General features: G+C 58.4%; 17 protein-coding genes. 3 read left to right on the top strand and 14 right to left on the bottom strand.

All coding sequences use genetic code 11. From position 1 onward, the window contains the following. Positions 1-29: 29 nt before the first annotated feature. From ASD54_RS19170 to dapF, 5 genes are read right to left on the bottom strand one after another with little or no spacing between them, the layout of a single operon-like run. The gene (locus ASD54_RS19170) at positions 30-623 is read right to left on the bottom strand and encodes a DUF2585 domain-containing protein (protein WP_062556152.1); all 594 of its coding nucleotides are present in this window, start codon (positions 621-623) and stop codon (positions 30-32) included. Beyond that, the gene (locus tag ASD54_RS19165; protein ID WP_062556151.1) at positions 620-1,267 is read right to left on the bottom strand and encodes a septation protein A; all 648 of its coding nucleotides are present in this window, start codon (positions 1,265-1,267) and stop codon (positions 620-622) included. Before ASD54_RS19165 ends, ASD54_RS19170 begins: the two co-directional genes overlap by 4 nt. 57 nt (positions 1,268-1,324) lie before the next feature. Further along, positions 1,325-2,875, bottom strand: a complete 1,551-nt coding sequence (ftsY, locus tag ASD54_RS19160) for a signal recognition particle-docking protein FtsY (RefSeq protein WP_062556150.1) — start codon at positions 2,873-2,875, stop codon at positions 1,325-1,327. A 16-nt stretch (positions 2,876-2,891) separates the two neighbouring features. Continuing rightward, positions 2,892-4,166, bottom strand: coding sequence for a tRNA (N(6)-L-threonylcarbamoyladenosine(37)-C(2))-methylthiotransferase MtaB (mtaB, locus tag ASD54_RS19155; protein ID WP_062556149.1), 1,275 nt, complete (start codon positions 4,164-4,166; stop codon positions 2,892-2,894). Beyond that, positions 4,163-5,065, bottom strand: coding sequence for a diaminopimelate epimerase (dapF, locus tag ASD54_RS19150; RefSeq protein WP_062556148.1), 903 nt, complete (start codon positions 5,063-5,065; stop codon positions 4,163-4,165). The genes mtaB and dapF overlap by 4 nt, the downstream gene beginning before the upstream one ends. A 701-nt stretch (positions 5,066-5,766) precedes the next feature. Here dapF and ASD54_RS19145 point away from each other — a divergent pair. Next, positions 5,767-6,072, top strand: a complete 306-nt coding sequence (locus tag ASD54_RS19145; protein WP_062556147.1) for a hypothetical protein — start codon at positions 5,767-5,769, stop codon at positions 6,070-6,072. 12 nt (positions 6,073-6,084) lie between these two features. On the opposite strand, the gene leuC is transcribed toward ASD54_RS19145, so the two are convergent. Beyond that, positions 6,085-7,494 carry a 3-isopropylmalate dehydratase large subunit gene (gene leuC / locus ASD54_RS19140; RefSeq protein ID WP_062556298.1) on the bottom strand — a complete coding sequence of 470 codons (1,410 nt, stop codon included), beginning with the start codon at positions 7,492-7,494 and terminating at the stop codon, positions 6,085-6,087. A 377-nt stretch (positions 7,495-7,871) separates the two neighbouring features. Between leuC and ASD54_RS19135 the strand changes: the two genes are divergently transcribed. Beyond that, positions 7,872-9,146, top strand: coding sequence for an MFS transporter (locus tag ASD54_RS19135; protein WP_062556146.1), 1,275 nt, complete (start codon positions 7,872-7,874; stop codon positions 9,144-9,146). A 27-nt stretch (positions 9,147-9,173) separates the two neighbouring features. Here ASD54_RS19135 and ASD54_RS19130 read toward each other — a convergent pair whose 3' ends face one another. The 5 genes from ASD54_RS19130 to ASD54_RS19110 form a co-directional block, all read right to left on the bottom strand. Then, positions 9,174-9,755, bottom strand: a complete 582-nt coding sequence (locus ASD54_RS19130; protein ID WP_062556145.1) for a GNAT family protein — start codon at positions 9,753-9,755, stop codon at positions 9,174-9,176. Next, entirely contained in the window at positions 9,752-11,590 is a 1,839-nt protein-coding gene (locus ASD54_RS19125) for an FAD-binding oxidoreductase (protein WP_062556144.1), read from the bottom strand. Before ASD54_RS19125 ends, ASD54_RS19130 begins: the two co-directional genes overlap by 4 nt. Before the next feature lie 89 nt (positions 11,591-11,679). Beyond that, a complete protein-coding gene (locus ASD54_RS19120) occupies positions 11,680-12,285 on the bottom strand; it encodes a LysE family translocator (RefSeq protein WP_062556143.1) in 606 nt (201 codons plus the stop codon). A 12-nt stretch (positions 12,286-12,297) separates the two neighbouring features. Next, positions 12,298-13,500: a pyridoxal phosphate-dependent aminotransferase gene (locus ASD54_RS19115; protein WP_062556142.1), complete on the bottom strand. Its 1,203-nt coding sequence runs from the start codon at positions 13,498-13,500 to the stop codon at positions 12,298-12,300. Between the two features lie 37 nt (positions 13,501-13,537). Further along, positions 13,538-14,008: a gamma-glutamylcyclotransferase gene (locus tag ASD54_RS19110; protein WP_062556141.1), complete on the bottom strand. Its 471-nt coding sequence runs from the start codon at positions 14,006-14,008 to the stop codon at positions 13,538-13,540. Positions 14,009-14,174: 166 nt separating this feature from the next. Here ASD54_RS19110 and ASD54_RS19105 point away from each other — a divergent pair, with 166 nt between their 5' ends. After that, on the top strand, positions 14,175-15,086 hold the full coding sequence (locus tag ASD54_RS19105) for a LysR substrate-binding domain-containing protein (protein ID WP_062556140.1): 912 nt from the start codon (positions 14,175-14,177) through the stop codon (positions 15,084-15,086). Positions 15,087-15,383: 297 nt separating this feature from the next. Here ASD54_RS19105 and ASD54_RS19100 read toward each other — a convergent pair whose 3' ends face one another. From ASD54_RS19100 to ASD54_RS19090, 3 genes are all read right to left on the bottom strand, one after another. Continuing rightward, entirely contained in the window at positions 15,384-16,121 is a 738-nt protein-coding gene (locus ASD54_RS19100) for a Bax inhibitor-1/YccA family protein (protein ID WP_062556139.1), read from the bottom strand. A gap of 168 nt (positions 16,122-16,289) precedes the next feature. Next, on the bottom strand, positions 16,290-18,836 hold the full coding sequence (locus ASD54_RS19095) for an ABC transporter permease (RefSeq protein WP_062556138.1): 2,547 nt from the start codon (positions 18,834-18,836) through the stop codon (positions 16,290-16,292). Next, positions 18,833-19,543 (bottom strand): ABC transporter ATP-binding protein, encoded by a 711-nt coding sequence (locus tag ASD54_RS19090; RefSeq protein ID WP_062556137.1) that lies wholly within the window; start codon positions 19,541-19,543, stop codon positions 18,833-18,835. Before ASD54_RS19090 ends, ASD54_RS19095 begins: the two co-directional genes overlap by 4 nt. Positions 19,544-19,572: the final 29 nt, after the last annotated feature.

The following is a 19,572-nucleotide window of genomic DNA, read 5'->3' as shown; positions in this document are numbered from 1 at the left end:
AACCGCTGCACACTTTTGCTGGAAATGCTTTACAGCGCCCCCTGCCAAACCCGGACCGCATCGAGCGGATAAACGAGCATCAGCACGTTGAGGGTCAGGTTGTCGCGGATCAGCCAGCCGGTGAAGATCTCGAAAATGATCGCGACAAATAGCGTGACCCAGACCGGCATGCGTGCGGCAAACAGAAAGCCAAGCGCCATGAAGATGGTATCCATGGCCGAATTCAGGATGCTATCGCCTTCATAGCCGATGGCCATGGTTGCGGATCGATAGCGGTCGATGATGATGGGGGAGTTTTCGAGAAGCTCCCAGGCCGCTTCGATGAAGGTGGCAAGCGTGAGACGCTTGGCAAACGAAGCCTTGCGCAGCACCAGCCAGCCGAGGCCATAAAACAGGAAGCCATGGATGATGTGCGACGGCGTGTACCAATCCGCCAGATGCTGGGAATTGCCCGGCGTGTTCACGCCCGGCTCAAACAACTTCACAGTGCCGCAGGTGCAGATCCACACCCGCCCCATGAAATGCTCGGCGATGATCTGTGCCAGCAGAATGATGAGCGCGACCGCAAACCAGTAATGGCCGCTGCTGCCGTTGCGGGCGGGATAGGCGTCCGCCGTGCTCACTTTCCATCCTCGGACTTCGGCTCAAGCGAATGTTTCATGATGAGCGGCATCTGCGCCAGCGTGAAGGCAATGGTGATCGGCATCGTGCCCCAAACCTTGAAGTTGACCCAGACGGCGTCGGAAAAATTGCGCCAGACCACTTCGTTCAGCACGGCAAGAAACAGGAAGAAAATGCCCCAACGGAGAGTCAGCTTGCGCCATCCTTCATCCGTCAGCTGAAAGGCTGCGTTGAAGACATAGCCCAGCAGCGATTTGCCGAACAACAGGCCAATCAGCAGCGTAACGCCGAACAGCGTGTTGACGATGGTCGGCTTCATCTTGATGAAGGTCTCGTCCTGCAACCAGATGGAGAGGCCGCCAAAGATCATGACCACGATACCGGAGACGAAGGGCATGACCGGCAAATGCTTGAAAACGATCTTGGAGACGATCAGCGAAATAACCGTTGCCGCCATGAAAAGGCCCGTCGCCACCAGCAGCGGTCCGCCTAGCGCTGAGAGCGCTGGAAACTTGGAGACCAGCCATTCGCCCCGCAAGTTGGCAAAAAAGAACACAAGCAAAGGCCCGAGTTCCAGCGCGAGCTTCAGGCCCGGATGTTCCTTTTCCTGACGCGTCGGCGTCGTATCGCTTTCAAGGCTTGGCATGGGGCGCGTCTTTATGAAGGTGTTGAAAGAATAGGTGCAAAGCGGTTTTCTGTGGCATCAATGCGACACACCCGCAATTGCCTGCGCAAAATCTTCCGCCTCGAAGGGTTCAAGATCGTCGATCCCCTCGCCAACACCGATGAAATAGACCGGAAGCTTGTGCTTGGCGGCAATGGCCACCAGAATGCCGCCGCGCGCTGTTCCGTCCAGCTTGGTCATGATGAGACCGCTGACGCCAGCCACGTTGCGGAAAATTTCCACCTGGTTCATTGCGTTCTGGCCGGTCGTTGCGTCAAGGGTCTGGAGGACGGTATGCGGCGCATCCGGGTCCAGCTTGCTCAGAACGCGGACGATCTTTTCCAACTCAGCCATCAACTCGGCCTTGTTCTGAAGACGTCCAGCCGTATCGATAATCAGAACGTCGCACTTCTTCGCCTTGGCCTGTTCGAAGGCGTCATAGGCAAGGCCTGCCGCATCCGCGCCAAGCTTGGTGCCGATGAATTCCGAGCGCGTACGATCCGCCCAGATCTTCAACTGCTCGATGGCAGCCGCGCGGAACGTATCGCCTGCCGCCAGCATAACCTTCAGCCCTGAGCCGGACAGCTTGGCCGCAAGCTTGCCGATGGTCGTGGTCTTGCCCGTTCCATTGACGCCGACCACGAGAATGACATGCGGCTTGTGGGACAGATCCAGTTCCAGCGGCTTGGCCACCGGCTTCAGAACCTTGGTGATTTCGCTCGCCATGATGCGCGACACGTCGTCACCCGTCACATCCTTGCCATAGCGTTCGGACGACAGCGTATCGGTGATGCGCATCGCCGTTTCCACGCCAAGATCCGCCTGAATGAGCAGGTCTTCCAGCTCCTCCAGCGTCGCCTCGTCCAGCTTGCGCTTGGTGAAGAGAGCCGCGATCTGGCCGGTCAGTTGCGCGGATGTGCGCGAAAGCCCCTCGCGCAACCGTTGGAACCAGGAGAGTTTGACCTCTGGCGCAGCTTCGACCGGGGCGGCTTCCTTGCGAGTGGCGAAGCCTTTGGGAAGGACGGGTTCGGACAGCGTTGGGGTAACCGTGTCGTTACGCCCCTCTGTCCTGCCGGACATCTCCCCCTCAAGGGGGGAGATCGATTCCGGGCTTCTGTATTGTCCTACATCCTGCTTAGGGGAAGAACCACCTACTTGTAAGCGCGGTTCAGCATCCGCAACATCAACGAGAGGATGGTCATTTCGCGGCGAGTCGATCTCCCCCCTTGAGGGGGAGATGTCCGGCAGGACAGAGGGGGGTGGGCTTTGATCGCCATCAGAGCTTTCAGCTTCAGCCTCTAGCAGCGAAAGCGGGACAAGGCCCAGTTCACCCGGAAGTTCGGCAGGGGCCAGCAACACCGGCTCATCAACCTCTGCCGCGTCATCAGCGGGGCCGCCTGCGGTTTCCATCTCGACGGAGGCGACAGGATCGACCGGGGAAACCGGGAGGTCCTCTTCGCGCGAATGCGGCTCAAGCTCCGCCTCTATGGACGCCTTGTCGTCAGCCGTCAGAGCTTCCGATGCCTTGCTCTCCTCCGCAGGCTTGTCCTTGCCGAACGAGAAGACCTTCTTGATGAACCCCAGCGCCATAAAATGTTCCGTTCCGTCACGCCGCAGCGGCAGCGTCGACCTGCATTGTCAGATGTTTGCCGTTATGACCGGTCATCTTCACCGGCACCATATCGCGCGGCCTCAAACCGGGAGCTGCAACCAGCGAGAAGTTTTCCGTATGGGCAAATCCGCTCTGCTCCACAAGGATCATGTGGCGCGTCCCGACCATCTTGTCGAGATGGGAGAGGAGAAGCTTATCGCCAACGGCCCGCATTCGTGCCGCGCGTTCTTTCACCAGCGCCCGATCCAGTTGCGGCATGCGCGCCGCCGGTGTGCCGGGTCGCGGGCTGTAGGGGAAGACATGCAGGAAGGAAAGCCCACAGTCTTGCGCATGACGAACCGCATTCTCGAACATCTCGTCCGTCTCGGTCGGGAAGCCCGCAATCATATCGGCACCGAAACTTACATCCGGGCGAAGGCTGCGCACCTGATTGATGAAAGCCAATGCATCGGCGTTGGAATGCCGCCGCTTCATCCGCTTCAGGATCATGTCATCGCCATGCTGGAGCGAGAGGTGCAGATGCGGCATGAAGCGCGGCTCATCGGCCAGAAGGTCAAACAGATGGCTGTCTGCCTCGATGCTATCGATGGATGAAAGCCGCAGCCGCAAGATCTCCGGCACCTGCTTCAACAACGTCTTCGCCAAAAGCCCAAGCGTCGGGGTTCCCGGCAGATCGGCACCGTAACTGGTGGCATCCACGCCGGTCAGCACCACTTCCTGATAGCCTTCCGCCACCAGTTTGCGCGCCTGATCGACGACGGCCCCCATGGGCACTGAGCGGGAATTGCCGCGGCCATAAGGAATGATGCAGAAGGTGCAGCGATGATCGCAGCCGTTCTGCACCTGAATGAAGGCGCGCACATGCCCGTCTATGTGCTTCACCATCTGCGGGGCGGTGGCCTTCACGCTCATGATATCGTTGACGCGCAGCTTCTCTTCGGCTGACACGCCGAAATCCGGCAAGGCGCGGTAGGAGGCGCTTTTCAGCTTTTCCTCATTGCCGAGAACGGCATCCACTTCCGGCATTTCGCCGAAGGTGGCGGCTTCCGTTTGCGCCGCGCAACCGGTGACGATGATGCGGGCATGCGGGTTTTCCCGCCGGGCACGACGAATGGCTTGGCGCGCCTGACGCACGGCCTCCCCGGTGACAGCGCAGGTGTTGACGAGCACGGCATTGTTCAGCCCCGCCTTCTCCGCCTCTGCCCGCATGACCTCGGATTCGTAAGTGTTCAGACGGCAGCCGAAGGTGATGACTTCGACACCGCTCACTGCGCCTGCACCTCAGGCTCTGGATCCCGTGTGAAACTGCCAGAAACCGGATCGAGATTGCCCGACCATTCCCACTCGGCCGGTCCCGTCATGATGACGTGATCGTCGGCCCGCCACTCAATGGAAAGTTTGCCGCGATTTGGGCTGGAGGCAACAATGATATCCACCTTGCGTTCAGTTCGGCCTGTGCGCGCACCGGAAACACCTGCGGAACAGGCAGCGGAGCCGCAGGCAAGCGTGAGGCCCGCGCCACGCTCCCAAGTGCGGGTTACCATTTCCGTTGGCGAGATGACCTGTGCCAGCGTGATATTGGCCTTTTCCGGGAACATGGGATGATTCTCGAGCAGAGGACCGAAACGCTCCAGTTCGAATGTCATCGGGTCGCGATCCACCCAGAAGATGGCATGCGGATTGCCCATGGACATGACGGCAGGCGAATGCAGCACGGGATTATCGATCGGTCCGATCTGCAGTTCAATTCGGCTGGTATCGTGGAATTCTTCCGACAGGGGGATCTTGTCCCACTGGAACACCGGCTTGCCCATATCAACGGAAATGGTGCCGTCCTGATGCTCCTGCGCATTCAGGATTCCCGCCAGCGTCTGGAAGGTGAAGGCCTTGCGACCCGTTTCAGCGGAAAGCGCCTGCACCACGCAACGGGTGCCATTGCCGCAGGCCTGCGCCCGCGTGCCATCGCAATTGACGATGTCGATATAGGCATCCGTTCCGGAAAGCTTCGGATCGTGGATCGCCATGATCTGATCGAAGTTCGTGGCCTGATCGGCAGCCAGCGCAATGGCCGCTTCCGGGGTAACGCGATCTTTGCGGCCACGCATATCGACGACGAGGATCTTGTTGCCAAGCCCGTTCATCTTCGCGAATTCTACCGTATCAGCCATCGACGCCACCTTGGTCTTGCGGGCAAGCCCACATCTTTGCGCCTATATGGCGGAAAATGGCCGCTATTTCCAGTCCACAGCAGGAACGGCGAGAAGAAACGGAATGTCAAAGAGCATGCACGCGCCATGATCCACGCGACACATGGTGCACATATCTCGAGGTTCAGGTCTGCTTTCTTATTGCTTCAAGATTTTCAGAACCGCTGCAAAGATTTGGCGGGACTTCCACAGGCCTACCCATCACCTGTAAAGCGCCTGATTGCATGCGCATGCACGGAATAAATCCCCCACATCTTGCAATTGCAGCCGCAACCTTGGCGGCATAGGCTGACTGTGGAACCGGAAATAACGGGCCGGTTCCGGGGCGTGGAAACCCCTATAGTAACGACTGGCATTCTTCGTAAGATGCCCTCTCGGCCATTCTTGTGTGGCTGAGTGCGTGAGCTTGGCTTATAAGCTCTCCACCTTCTATGGCTGGGGAGGCCCTGACGCATGTCCAAGGTGCTCGCACCTAAAGGTCGGGGCGGTCGTTTACTATCGGCTTTCCAACTCCCCGGCCGCCAGAGCCTCCAAGCAACTTGGCCTTTGGCGCGCCTTTCCTCCGTTTGAAACACTGCGTGTTACATGATGCGGCGTGCGAGTGGGCGAGCTTTTGTTCGCTCACCCTGCTGCCCGCACATAGACGGTGAGGCGTACATTGCATGGACAACTATAATCTCGCTGCCGACCTGCTCGCCACCTTTCGGGCCTCACCCGATGTCATTAAGGCGCTATGGCTGCTTGTGCCGCCGGTCTTCGTGCTGGGCCTGCTGCATCTGCTGCTCTGGTGGCGCAGGGGAAGACAGAAACCGGAGGCATGGGTACGGCAGCTAAGGCCGATGACACGAATCTGGGACGTGGACGTCGACCAGACATTGCTGCCGAAAGGCGAAGCGGCAGGGGATCGTTTTGCCGACACACAAAAATGCCGGGCTCTTCCGAACCCGGCATTTGGTCAATCAGACTGAAGAGTTAGACGCTTACTTCCACTCGCGGATATCCACGAAGTGGCCCTTGATGGCAGCAGCGGCGGCCATGGCAGGCGAAACGAGGTGCGTGCGGCCCTTATAGCCCTGACGGCCTTCGAAGTTGCGGTTCGAGGTGGAGGCGCAACGCTCACCCGGCTTCAGGCGGTCGTCGTTCATGGCCAGGCACATGGAGCAACCCGGCTCGCGCCATTCGAAACCGGCTTCCTTGAAGATCTTGTCCAGACCTTCGGCTTCCGCCTGTTCCTTCACGATGCCGGAACCCGGAACAATCATGGCGGATACGGTGGACGCCACCTTGTGACCTTCGACAACCTTTGCAGCAGCGCGCAGATCTTCGATACGGCCATTGGTGCAGGAACCGATGAAGACGCGATCGACCGCGATATCGGTGATCTTGGTGCCCGGCTTCAGGCCCATGTAGTCAAGTGCGCGCCACTTGGACGTGCGCTTGGTTTCATCGGCGATATCATCCGGGTTCGGCACGACGCCCTGAACGGAAATAACGTCTTCCGGCGACGAGCCCCAGGACACGATCGGCGGCAGGTTGGCGGCATCGAGAACGACGACGCGATCGTAATGCGCGCCTTCGTCGGAATGCAGCGTCTTCCAGTAGTCGAGCGCCATGTCCCAGGCCTTGCCCTTCGGCGCGCGCGGCTTGTCCTTGATGTATTCGAACGTGGTTTCGTCCGGCGCGATGAGACCGGCGCGGGCACCGCCTTCAATCGTCATGTTGCAGACCGTCATGCGGCCTTCCATCGAGAGCGAACGGATGGCTTCGCCTGCGAATTCGATAACGTGGCCGGTGCCGCCTGCCGTGCCGATTTCGCCAATGATGGCGAGAATGATATCCTTGGCGGTAACACCAGCCGGCAGCTTGCCATCCACACGCACCAGCATGTTCTTGGCTTTCTTCTGCACCAGCGTCTGTGTGGCGAGAACATGCTCGACTTCCGACGTGCCGATGCCATGCGCCAGAGCGCCGAAGGCACCATGCGTGGAGGTGTGGCTATCGCCGCAAACGATGGTCATGCCCGGAAGAGTAAAGCCCTGTTCCGGCCCTACAATGTGGACGATGCCCTGGCGCTTGTCCTTTTCCGAGTAATATTCGACGCCGAAGTCATGGGCGTTCTGGGCCAGCGCTTCCACCTGGATGCGGCTTTCCTCGTTCTGGATGCCTGTGTAGCGATCCATGGTCGTGGGAACGTTGTGGTCTACCACAGCCAGCGTCTTTTCGGGCGCGCGCACCTTGCGACCCGCCATGCGCAGACCTTCGAATGCCTGCGGGCTCGTCACTTCATGCACGAGGTGACGGTCGATGTAGAGAAGACAGGTGCCGGTTTCATCGGTCGAAACGACGTGATCATCCCAGATCTTGTCATAGAGAGTACGAGGTGCGCTCATGGCTGCCATCCATTTGATTTTGGAAATGAGGGGATATGAATTCGGCAGCATCGGCCACCGACGACGAAGTGTCAGACGCTACGAAGTCGGCTGTTCAGAGCACCGGAAATGCGCGCGAAGAAACGTGCCGGCAGACGCTTGTGGTCCTGCAGCACGATAAACTGGTTCGCGAGACATCCGAATTTCGATCCCATGACCGGTTATCTAGCAGTTTTCGAAGCCGCGGGCAACATGAAGCACGAGCGACAGCGGATGCCGTGTGCCCCTTCTTCCTGGCGAAACTGATAAACAATCTTGTTTCGCGAGGGCTATCCTCTATGTGCAACCGGAAGGCTTGGGAGCCTCTTTCCCTGTTTCGCATTTTCTGGAGGAACCCCGTGGTTTCTGAAAAATCGCTGATCGCGAAGATCACCTGGCGGCTTATGCCCTTTCTCGGCCTTCTGTATCTCATTGCCTATATCGACCGGCAGAACGTATCTTATGCAAAACTGCAGATGGTGGATGCGCTGGGTCTCAGCGAATATGCCTATGGCTTGGGTGCCTCGCTGTTCTTCGTGGGCTATTTCCTGTTCGAGGTGCCGAGCAATCTGTTCCTGAACCGCTTCGGCGCGCGTGTCTGGTTCACCCGCATCATGGTGACCTGGGGTCTCATCACCATTGCGCTCGCCTTCACCCAGAGCCCGACGATGTTCTACATCCTGCGCTTTCTGCTGGGTGTTGCGGAAGCAGGCTTTTTCCCCGGCGTGCTCTATCTGCTGACGCTCTGGTTCCCGAAGGACTATCGCGGCCGCATGGTTGGCCTGTTCATGATCTTCAGCGCCTTTGCCAACGCACTTGGCGCACCGCTGGGCGGCATGCTGCTGGATCTGGATGGTGTGCTGGGGCTGGCCGGATGGGAGTGGGTGTTTCTCGCAACCGGTATTCCTGCGGTCATCGCCGGCATCGCGACGTTCCTCTATCTGGACGATACGCCGCAGAGCGCGAAATTTCTGACCGATGCTGAAAAGCAATGGCTGGCTGACCGTCTGGCACAGGAAAATGCAGGCATGGACGAACATGCCGACAATGGCTTCAAGGCGCTGATCAATCCGCGCGTTCTTCTGATGTCGCTCTGCTATATCGGCTTTCCGCTGGCTGCTTACGGGCTCAGCTACTGGCTGCCCACCATCGTGCAGGGCTTCGGCGTCTCCAACACCATGAACGGCGTCATCAACATCATCCCCTGGCTGATCGTGGCATTGGCGCTCTGGATCATTCCTTCCGCGGCGGACAAGACGGAGAACAAGACGCCCTACATCGTCGGTCCAGCCTTCATCGGCGCGATCTGCCTCGCCCTCTCGGCAGTCATTTCAGCCCCGATCCTGCAGTTTGCGCTTCTGTGCATCGCCGCGGCCGGTATCTTTGCCGGACAACCGGTCTTCTGGAGCCTGCCGGGCCGTTTCCTGAAAGGGGCCGGAGCCGCAGCCGGGATCGCCGCCATCAATTCGGTCGGTAACCTCGGCGGCTTCATTGCCCAGAACGTCGTACCCTGGATCAAGGATTCGACGGGAAGCACCATCGCGCCGATGTTCTTCCTCTCCGTTTGCCTGGCACTGGCAGGCGTTCTGGTCATCATCGTCGGGCGTATGCTCTCCGAGCGAAAAGCCGGATAATGGCACTTGCGACCCATGGCTCCGGCATCACCGCATGCCTGAGCCTCTTAAGGACCGATCCTGCGCCTGCCAGTCTTGCGCCTGCATCTGGAACACGAGACTGTCGCGCAGACGGCCTTTCACGACGAAATCGCCCTTGATCTCTTCCGTCTGTCGAAATCCCAGCTTGCGCGCCAAACCTGCAGATTTCGCGTTCAGGCTGTCGCATTTCCAGATGCAGAGCATCTTGCCGAGATCCTGAAAAATGTAATCCAGCAAGGCCTGCACCGCGGCGAAGGCAACGCCCTTGCCGTGAACGTCTGGAGCAAAGAGGACATAGGCTATCTCGACACTCTCTGTCCTGTCGCTGATGTGGATGATGAGAGACATGCCGACCGGCCTCGCGGATGCGGCTTCTCGGACAACGAACGCCAGAAGACCATGACGCCCGGCGAAGCCATCGAGATGCCGAACGTATTCGTCCATCGTTCGAAACGGGCCGTCGCGGAGATAGGTCCAGACCTCTTGCCCGCCGTCTGCGTGAAACAGTGGATAGAGATGTGGCCCATCCCGGCTACCCTCCAGCTGCATGAGTTCGAAAGTGCCGTCAGCCGTTTCCAGCCGTCTCATGCGCTGAGAAAGGAACGGAAGCGGTTGGGCCTGTAATCGCGATGCATGTCATGCTGACGCCCGCGAATGGAGGCAATGACCGCCATGCCGGTCGCTGGAGCCTGGGCAAAGCCGCCTGTATTGTGCCCGCCAACGACGATCAGCTTGTCATCATTTGCCGCTCGCAGGGCCTCGAACACGCCGAGACCCGTGGGTGTCCAGGGTCGAACGCAGTATTTCAGACTGCGATCAAGTGACCCTTCCGCCACGCTCTGCGCGTAGCTTTCCGGAAAATAATGACGGGCAGTATCCCGAATGCCGGAATAGATGCGGCCGAGAAGGTCCTGGTCGATGTTGTAGGGGTCAAAGCCGGTGAAACCGTAGCCGGAACCGATGATCGCGACGCGCTCCCCGTTTTCGTCCAGTGCCACCGTCACATTCGCGTCTTCCACGATATGGCCTTTCCGTGCAAGCTTCAGCGAATTCCTGAGGCCGCCCTCCCGGTCGGGCACGGTGAGCCAGGCACCCAGAACGCCAGCAATCTGGCGATGCGCCGAGGTTCCATGCAAAACGCCGTTGCCGTAGGCGCCCGGCGAAATGACAATGTTTCCCCGGACCACTTCGCCGCTCTCGAGACTGATACCTTCGACAGTTCCGCCTGTTCCTTGCTCGATGGACACCATTCGCGTCTGCCAGTCGAAGGCAACGCCCCCTGTCTCAAGCCGTTCAATCAGCGCCGCAATGAACCGATGGACGTTCACTGTAAATCCATGAACATAGACCCCGCCGGCGACAAGACCACGATCCACAGCTGCGGCAAGGATCGGCTGTTCGTCGGCTATGTCTCCAATGGAAACCGCGCGAATGGTTGCGCCGATCCTGTCCTGCCGTGCGAGCGACGCCTGAAGGTGATCGGCGTCGGAATAAATTCGCAGAATATCGCGCGTCGTCACGCTGTCTGAAAACAGCTCCGGATCTTCCTCCATCCATTGTTCCCAAAGAGATTTGCTTTCACGGCTGAACTTGAAGATGTCCTGATTATAGGACTCAGCCAACCAACTCGGGATTCGCTCGAAATCGTCGATCCAGGTCTTCTCCTCGCCGGACAGGCGCGCAGCGTCACAGACATTCCAGCCATTCTGGGCAACGCTTCGAGAGAATTGCCAGTTCATATCCTGATGGGCATGGCGGCAATTGTAATTATCCATTTCCGACAGCGTGAACATACGGGCATTCGCACCGCCCGAACTGCATCCATAGCGGGTCCAGTCTTCGCCATGTCGAGGATCCGGCGCCGCTTCGACGATGCGCACGGACATGCCGACACGGACGGCGAAATGCGCACTGATCAGGTTGACGAGCCCCGCCCCAACGAAGGTGACGTGCTCACGATTGGATTTTCTGCCCATCGGCACGATGGCATTCACTGGTCTCTGGTCGATCCACTGCTTCTCGATACAGGTCAGAGCTGACACGATACCTTCGGCCTGACGTACCTGAATGTTCAGGCTGGAAGCGATGCACTGTTTTCGCCTCGGCACAGGAGCGGGCTGATCCGTATCCGGCGTGACCGGCAAAGGCGCATTCTCTTCCGCGACGGGCTGCATATTTGTTTCGAAGCCGCCCGTGCCAACGAACACCACCAACCCGCGCGGCTTGTCCCTGGAGCGCCACTCGGAAAGAAAATCGACCGGGAGAAAGCCCGATATCACGAGGGCGCAAACATCGTTTTCCTTTAGAAAACGTTGAAAGCAACGTTTCCCCTTTTTTAAAACGTCCGGCCTGTACAGAATATTGTCCGATAATATTTCATCCAGAAAGCCAGGATCGACATGGCTTAAAATCGCGATCTTCATGGGGATTCTCTAAAAATGAATAATATGAAAAAGAAGAATGCGTCTCCGATCTGATAATCATCAAAATAGTCACGGAGACGCTAAAAAAATCAGGAAAGAACGACGTAGACAGCTGTGCCGATCAACAGGGCGGCCATCGACAGATTGAATGCACGCAGCATTTTCGGATTGGACAGAAGCTTGCGGATACCGACGCCGAAGCCGGCCCAAAGGGAAGAGGACGCAATATTGACCAATGTACAAAGTGAAAAGATTGCAAGTCCGGACGCCAGGATGGGAGTACCCTCCGGCATGAAGATGGTGGCTGTCGTCGTTGCTTTCACCCAGGCCTTGGGATTGATGAACTGGAAAGAAGCCGCATCGAACAGGGTGAGAGGTCGTGGCGGCGCCTGAACGCCGCTTGCAACCTTGGCGCCGACCAGCTTGAGTGCCAGATAGATCAGATAGGCGGCACCTGCCCACTTCAGAACCTGCTGAATGACCGGAAACTCATGAAAGATGAAGCCGAGTCCAAGGCACAACAGAAAGGTCTGGACTGCGCAACCCGAAGCGATGCCCAGGATATGAGGCAAGGTTCGGTTGAAGCCGAAGTTGACGCCCGAAAGAGTGAGCATCACATTGTTTGGCCCCGGCGTGACCGACATGGTCCAGTAGTAGAGGCCAAGGGCCAGATAGGAAATTCCCAGAATTGTCATCAAAATAATCTCTTAACGGAGGTCGCCACAAAATTCCTGGATCCGGATACAGGCGCGCCTGACCTCTTCCAGCGAAGTCGCATAAGAAAGCCTAAAATTGCCGGGCTGACCGAAGGCACTGCCGTGAACGGTCGCCACGGCTTTTTCCTCCAGAAGTGCGCTGACGAAATCTTCGTCATTCTGGATCAGACGCCCACCGGCAGTTGTCTTTCCATAGGTGCGCTCGCAGGAAGGGAAGACGTAGAAGGCGCCTTCCGGCTTCAGGCAGCTCAACAGATTGGCCTGGTTGAGCATGGACGTAATCAGTTGGCGTCGCTCATCAAAGGCCTCACGAAACACATCGAGATGGTCCTGCGGGCCATTGAGTGCAGCGACGGAGGCCCATTGCGCAATGGAGCTCGTGCCGGATGTCTGCTGTCCCTGGAGCAGGATCATGGCGTCGATCAACTCCTTCGGACCAGCCGCATAGCCGATACGCCAGCCAGTCATGGCATAGGCTTTCGAAACGCCGTTGACCGTCAGCGTACGGTCCAGCAAGGACGGCTCGATCTGTGCCGCCGTGACATACTGGAAGTCGCCATAGACCAGATGTTCGTACATGTCGTCCGTCAGGAGCCAGACATGCGGAAACTCCTTCAGGACATCGGTGATGAGTTTCAGCTCGTCATGGGTATAGGCGGCTCCCGAGGGATTGGATGGTGAGTTCAGAAACACCCATTTCGTGCGGGGCGTAATGGCCTGCCGCAGATCATCCGGCTGGAGCTTGAAATTGTATTCCATGCGCGTCGGTACAGTCACCGGCACGCCTCCGCAAATTGCCACCATTTCGGGATAGGACACCCAGTATGGCGCTGGAATGATGACTTCATCGCCCGGATTCAGGCTGGCTCTCAGCGCATTGTAGATGATGTGCTTGGCACCCGTTCCAACGATGGTCTGGTCAACGCGGTAGCTCAAGCCGTTTTCACGCTGGAACTTGGCCACGATCGCCTGACGCAGCTCCGGAATGCCGGCGACCGGCGTATACTTGGTTTCCCCACGCCGGATCGCGTCATGAGCCGCATCCTTGATGTGGTCCGGCGTGTCGAAATCCGGCTCTCCGGTCGACATCGAGATGACATCGACGCCGCTGGATTTCAGAACGCGCGCCATCTGGGTGATGGCAATTGTCGCGGATGGCTTGATCGCAGCAAGCGACCGGGCAACGATTGTCATGTCAATATCCAATTCAAGTAGACAAGAAGAAACGGGACTATTCGGCAATGAGCGGGATGGAATTCAGGTAGGCGATCCAGTCTGCCGGGAGAACGTCTCGACCGGCAAGAAGATGGTTCATATAGCCACGGCGCGGCTTCATGGTGTCGTCGATATTGTTGAAGGCGATGTAGGCCACCGCATCGACCAACTGACCTGAAACGAGTTCTTCGACCTGAACGGAAACACGCTCGTACTGACCGAGTGCCACATTCTCATAGCGATCAAGGATCTCAAGTCCGGCCTCCGGCATCTCGTTGAGCGTGCCGTAGACATGTGCGTCCGCACTGGCTTCGAGATTTGCGGCCCCCGCCCCGATGAAATAGGCGGACGGCTTGTTGAAGGTGAGCCGGTATCCCGTCAGGCGCCCTGCCATTCGACGGGTCGACCGAACGCCCTCAGGATTGAGACGGGCAGTTTCGAGACGTTCGACATCCATATTGGAGCCATAGGCAAAATAGAATGGCATAGCTCCCCCAAGCTATTCGACTTTTCTTTACAATCATTCCGTAAAAGACCGACCGAAAGTTATCGACAAAAGTATTGAATGCCGTCCCCACGACACAGGCGGCCTATTCCCACAATTTGTAACCGTCGTATACTGACTAAATTTCTTCATATTGTGAGTTTTATTCGTGACCATAAATCGAAAGCTTCCTCTCGTTGCCCTTCGGGCCTTCGAATCTGCAGCCAGGTGCGGCAGGCATGGCGACGCGGCCGAAGAACTGTCCGTAACCAGCGGAGCGATCAGCAAGCACATCGCGCAATTGGAGACCTTCCTCGGTATCCGGCTATTCGAGGGAAACCGAAACCGCCCCAGGCTGACGGCGGAAGGGCAGGCGTTTGCTACCTCGCTGTCCGACGCCTTCGAGCAAATCGACGCCGCCGTGGCGGCCATTTCGCGCAGGGACACGGGTGTTCTGGATGTTGCCTGCATCGGGACACTGGCCATGCGATGGCTGATCCCGCGGCTCTCCAATTTTTCACAGCTCTATCCAAACTATGATGTCTGCCTCTCGACGGACGGCCAACGGATCAACCGCAGCGTTGATGTCGAGATCCTGATCCTCCCTCCCGACGAGGCCATGGGATCAGAATGTCTTCCCCTGTTCAACGAGTTGGTGGGATTGGTCTTTGCGTCAAACCTTCAGGAGCGGAATATCTCAAACGAGCAAAAGGCGCTCTCGCTCCCGCGCCTTGGAACACAGACACGTCCTCACGCATGGACGGAATGGGGGCGGCTGACGGGCAGGGACTTGGGTCCGACAAGGACGACAAGCCGAATGTTCGATCACTATCATCTGACGATTGAGGCATGCCTCAATGGCCTCGGATCAATGATCGCGCCGCTTCATCTGATCGGAGAAGAGGTTCGATCCGGGAAACTCATCGCTCCGTGGGGATTTGTAGAAAGCGGTTACAGCTATGCCGTTCGATCGGAACGACCGAACCACAGAAAGAATAGCGCCTTCATCCAATGGCTGCAGGACGAGACGGCAAACATGCGCACGCCAATCCAGGAGAATTTTGCTGCGTTGCAAAACTGAATGATTTTGCATAGCTGCATTGCACAATAAATGTTTTCCAAACGATCAAAAATTCAGCATAACGCTCACAGCTGATGCACATGGCGGTCTTCCTCCCAGTTCCGCCGCAGCAGCTGTTCCCCTCTGGAGGTTTTAACCTTCACAACTTTATGGGCCGCGGCTTTCCGCTGGCCCTTTTTTTTGCCCGGAATTCGAAGCGCTGCCTCGCGACAATGGTTTCCTGGCAGCATGTCGTCCGGACCGCGGGCAATAAAAAAGGCGGCCCGAAGACCGCCTTTCGCACAGAATGCCGACTGATCAGTTGTTACGGTTGCCGAGGAACTGCATCAGGAACATGAAGAGGTTGATGAAGTCGAGGTAGAGGGTGAGGGCGCCCATGATTGCCTTGCGGCCAGCCACGGAAGCATCATCACCGACATAGTACATTTCCTTGATCTTCTGCGTGTCATAGGCCGTCAGACCGGCGAAGATCAGTACGCCAATGACGGACACGGCGAAGCCCAGGGCCGAAGAGGCAAGGAAGATGTTGACGACAGAGGCGATGATCAGGCCGAACAGACCCATCATCAGGAACGAGCCCATGGCCGACAGGTCACGCTTCGTCGTGTAGCCGAAGAGGGACAGGGCACCAAAGGAAGCTGCCGTGATGAAGAAGGTCTGCACGATCGACTGGCCTGTGTAGACCAGGAAGATCGACGACAGGGAAAGACCCATCAACGCAGCGTAGATCCAGAATGTCGTCTGTGCCGCGCCAACGCTCATCTTATCGATGCGGAAGCTCAGGAAAAAGACGAGGGCGAGCGGTGCCAGCATCACGACCCAGCGAAGCGGCGAGCCGTAGATTGCCGTTGCGAAGGCGGGGCTGGTGGTGGCAAGCGCGAAGGTGGCATAAGCCGCTATACCGGTGATCGCCAAGCCCAAGGCCATGAGATTGTAGACCTTCAGCATGTAGGAGCGAAGGCCTTCATCAATCATCGCGCCGGACTGCACGCCGCCGCGTACTGCTCGGTTGTCGTAGTTGAAACGGTCAGACATCAGTTTGTCCTCTCAAGCTCCGGTGTTGCTACGGTGTCGGGAACATCCCGGTCGCCGCTGCGGAGCTCAGCAAGCATGATCCAAATATGCGAGCTTAGCCGGAATGGTTCAAGCCCTTTGCGCCCCATTCCGCGAGGTGACAAAAATTTAATCCGCCGATCTTGTCCGTCAAAGCTCTCTCAGAACCGGTGCCGCCTTCTGTCCGAGGATGCGCCAGGTGCCAGCGAGTCCGATGCCGACCGTGAGGACGAGTGCACCGATCACCGTCATGATTGCCACATCCGGCAGAAAAGTTGCTGGCATCTTCATGATGCGGCTGACGACGAACCAGGCGGAAATTCCGCCCGCCACCAGCGCAAAGACCGCGGTTGCGAAGCCAAGGATCATGTATTCGTAACTGAAAGCACGCATCAGCATGGAGCGGGTGCCACCCAGTGTCTTGAGGATGACCGCATCATGGGTTCTGGCCCTGTTACCCGAGGCGAGCGCGCCCGCCAGAACGAGGACGGAGGCGACCAGTGCGACGGCGGCAGCCGCGCGAATGGCGGTGGCCAGCTGACCGAGCAACTGGCTTGCAATATCAAGCGCGTCCTTCACGCGGACAGTGGTGACAGTTGGATAGGCAGTGGTCACGGCGCGCAGGATTTCGCCTTCCTTGGCCGGTGTGGCGGTACTGTCCATCAGGGTCGCCAGCCAGGCATGAGGTGCACCCTTGAAGGTGTTCGGCGAGAAGACCATCACGAAGTTGATGGACAGCGAGCGCCATTCGACCTTGCGGAAATTGGCAATCTTGGCGGTTATGTTGCGGCCCAGAACATTGACGGTGACCGTATCGCCCAGTTTCAGGCCAAGCTCCCTGCCTTCCTCTTCCGAGAAGGAGACGAGCGGTTCGCCGCTATAGTCCTTGTCCCACCAGGTTCCCTCCACAAGGCTGGAGCCTTCCGGCAGGTTCTGGGTATAGGTCAATCCGCGATCGCCGCGCAGCACCCATCGACCGGCAGGCGGCACATTCATCCGGGCAACATCCTGGCCGTTGAAGGCGAGAATCCGCCCGCGCAACATGGGAACCTGAACGATCTTTCCGTCCGGCGCCAATCGCTTGACGGTTTCGACCACGCCCTCCTTCTCATTGCTCTGGATGTCGACGAAGAAGAAGTTCGGCGCATTCTGGGTCATCGCACCGGTCAGCTGGCGACGCAGATTGCCGTCGATCAGGGCCAGGGTGACAAGGAGCGCAAGACCGAGACCGAGCGACAGCACCACGGACGGCGTGAGAGCGCCGGGGCGATGAATATTGCCGATGGCAAGTCGCAAGGCAGGCGAGTTGACGCGTGGGCTGCGGCGGGCAAGTGCGGAGATGGCTGCTGCAACAAGACGCAGAAGCACGAAGGCACCGGCAACCGCGGCAAGAAATATCAGGGCAAGGCGACGGTCATCTGCGGCGAAGATCGCCAGGGCTGCAAGACCACCGAGCGCGACGGCCGCTGCCAGCAGATAGGGCCAGGACGGCAATCTGGTCTGGTCGAAGCTCTGTTCGCGGAAAAGCGCTGTGGCAGGCACTTCACGTGCATGGCCAAGCGGCAGGACCGCAAAGGCAAAGGTCGTCAGCAGGCCGAAGGCGGCGGCCAGCGCGAGCGCTCCGGGATAGAGGGTGGCGTCGGCGGAAATCGGCAGAAATTCGCGAAGGAAGCCGAAAGCCGCAAAGGGAGCGACCGCACCAAGCGCCAGACCGATGATCACGCCCAGCGAGCCAATCAGCATGATCTGGAACAGGTAGATGAGGGTTACGACAAAAGCAGGGGCGCCAAGGCACTTGAAGGTGGCGATGCTGGTACGCTTTGAATCCAGAAATGCGCGCACGGCATTGGCAACGCCCACACCGCCAACGATGAGCGCTGTCAGGCCCACCAATGTCAGGAACTGCGAGAACCGGTCAACATTCTCCGTCAGTGACGGTGCGGCGCGATCGGCGGTGCGGATGGACCAGCCCGCTGCCGGGAACTCGCGGTTGGCACGCGCCCCCAGCGTGTTGCGGATCGACGGATCATTCAGCTTGATCTTGTAGGCGTGCTCGACCAGGCTCCCGGTCTGGATAAGGCCCGATGCCTGCAGCGCTTCCTGCGACAGAAGAAGACGCGGCGCGAAGCCGAAACCTTCAGACAGGGCATCCGGCTCGGTGACCAGAATGCCTGAAATGCGCAGTCGAACACTGCCGAGCAGTAGTTCGTCGCCCACTTTCACGTTCAGCCGCTCCAGCAGAAGCGGCGCAGCCAAGGCCCCGAAGCTTCCATTAGCGCTGGCGAGGAGGTCTTTCAGCGGGGCCTTCGGTTCGGTTTCAACGGTGCCGTAGAGCGGATAGGCGCCATCGACGGCCTTCGCCTCGACAAGAGCCTGCTGAGAACCGTCCGGCATCCGAGCCATGGATCGAAGGCCAGTGGAGAGAGCAACCTGTCCGAGGCTTTCGAGGAAGGCGCGCTCCTGATCATTGGCGAGACGATTGTTGAGCTCAAACCGGATATCGCCTGCCAGCAAGGTTTGGCCCTGACTGGCAATGGCATCGGTAATGCCACGGGATACCGAATTCACCGCAGCAATCGCGCCTGTGCCGAGAGCAATGCAGGCGAGAAAAATGTAGAAGCCCGACAGGCCGCCGCGCAATTCGCGCAAGGCTAGTTTCAACGCAATGGAAAAGCGAGGGAGTTTTGCCGCAGTCATGCAAATGCCGCCACAGGCTTGGAGGGTTCCCGGCTGTCGCCTGCAATCTCGCCCGAGCGGACGCGGATCTGACGAGAGCAACGGGCGGCGAGCGCATTGTCATGGGTCACCAGCAGCAGCGTCATCTTGCGTTCCGTCTGCTTGGAGAAAAGAAGGTCCGCAATCTGCTTGCCGGTTTCCGTATCCAGGTTGCCTGTCGGCTCATCGGCGATGAGAACGGCCGGTGAGGGCGCCAAGGCACGGGCGATCGCCACACGCTGCTGTTCGCCACCGGAAAGCTGCCCTGGATAATGGTTCAGCCGCTCACCGAGACCGACGGCCGTCAACTCTCGCCTGGCAATATCGAAGGGATTGGAAACATTGGCCAGTTCCAGCGGCACGGCGACGTTTTCAAGCGCCGTCATATTGGCAATGAGATGGAACGACTGGAAGACGATACCGATGTTGCGGCCTCGGAAATCCGCCAGCGCATCCTCTCCGAGATTGTGAAGCGGCGTGTTGCGAATGTGAATCTCGCCGGAATCAAGCCGCTCAAGACCCGCAAGGACCATCAGAAGCGTCGATTTTCCCGATCCAGAAGGGCCAACGATACCAACGGCTTCACCCTCATCAATCTTGAGGTCGATCCCTTTCAGAACGTGGACCGAGGCGGCAGCACTGCCCAGGGTCAAATCGGCCTTCTTCAATTCGATGATGGTGTTGCTCACGAAAATCGGTCCTATATCGAGGCGGAAAA

Source organism: Rhizobium sp. Root149 (assembly GCF_001427345.1).
GTDB classification, from domain to species: Bacteria; Pseudomonadota; Alphaproteobacteria; order Rhizobiales; family Rhizobiaceae; genus Neorhizobium; species Neorhizobium rhizoryzae.
Note: the sequence above shows the minus strand (reverse complement) of the source record. Positions and strands in the feature narration are given on the sequence as shown.

Excerpts from the sequence above, each read along its gene's own strand:
- ASD54_RS19165 (WP_062556151.1), bottom strand. The coding sequence starts at position 1,267 with ATGCCAAGCCTTGAAAGCGATACGACGCCGACGCGTCAGGAAAAGGAA.
- ftsY (WP_062556150.1), bottom strand. The coding sequence starts at position 2,875 with ATGGCGCTGGGGTTCATCAAGAAGGTCTTCTCGTTCGGCAAGGACAAG.
- dapF (WP_062556148.1), bottom strand. The coding sequence starts at position 5,065 with ATGGCTGATACGGTAGAATTCGCGAAGATGAACGGGCTTGGCAACAAG.
- ASD54_RS19145 (WP_062556147.1), top strand. The coding sequence starts at position 5,767 with ATGGACAACTATAATCTCGCTGCCGACCTGCTCGCCACCTTTCGGGCC.
- leuC (WP_062556298.1), bottom strand. The coding sequence starts at position 7,494 with ATGAGCGCACCTCGTACTCTCTATGACAAGATCTGGGATGATCACGTC.
- ASD54_RS19130 (WP_062556145.1), bottom strand. The coding sequence starts at position 9,755 with ATGAGACGGCTGGAAACGGCTGACGGCACTTTCGAACTCATGCAGCTG.
- ASD54_RS19125 (WP_062556144.1), bottom strand. The coding sequence starts at position 11,590 with ATGAAGATCGCGATTTTAAGCCATGTCGATCCTGGCTTTCTGGATGAA.
- ASD54_RS19120 (WP_062556143.1), bottom strand. The coding sequence starts at position 12,285 with ATGACAATTCTGGGAATTTCCTATCTGGCCCTTGGCCTCTACTACTGG.
- ASD54_RS19115 (WP_062556142.1), bottom strand. The coding sequence starts at position 13,500 with ATGACAATCGTTGCCCGGTCGCTTGCTGCGATCAAGCCATCCGCGACA.
- ASD54_RS19110 (WP_062556141.1), bottom strand. The coding sequence starts at position 14,008 with ATGCCATTCTATTTTGCCTATGGCTCCAATATGGATGTCGAACGTCTC.
- ASD54_RS19100 (WP_062556139.1), bottom strand. The coding sequence starts at position 16,121 with ATGTCTGACCGTTTCAACTACGACAACCGAGCAGTACGCGGCGGCGTG.
- ASD54_RS19095 (WP_062556138.1), bottom strand. The coding sequence starts at position 18,836 with ATGACTGCGGCAAAACTCCCTCGCTTTTCCATTGCGTTGAAACTAGCC.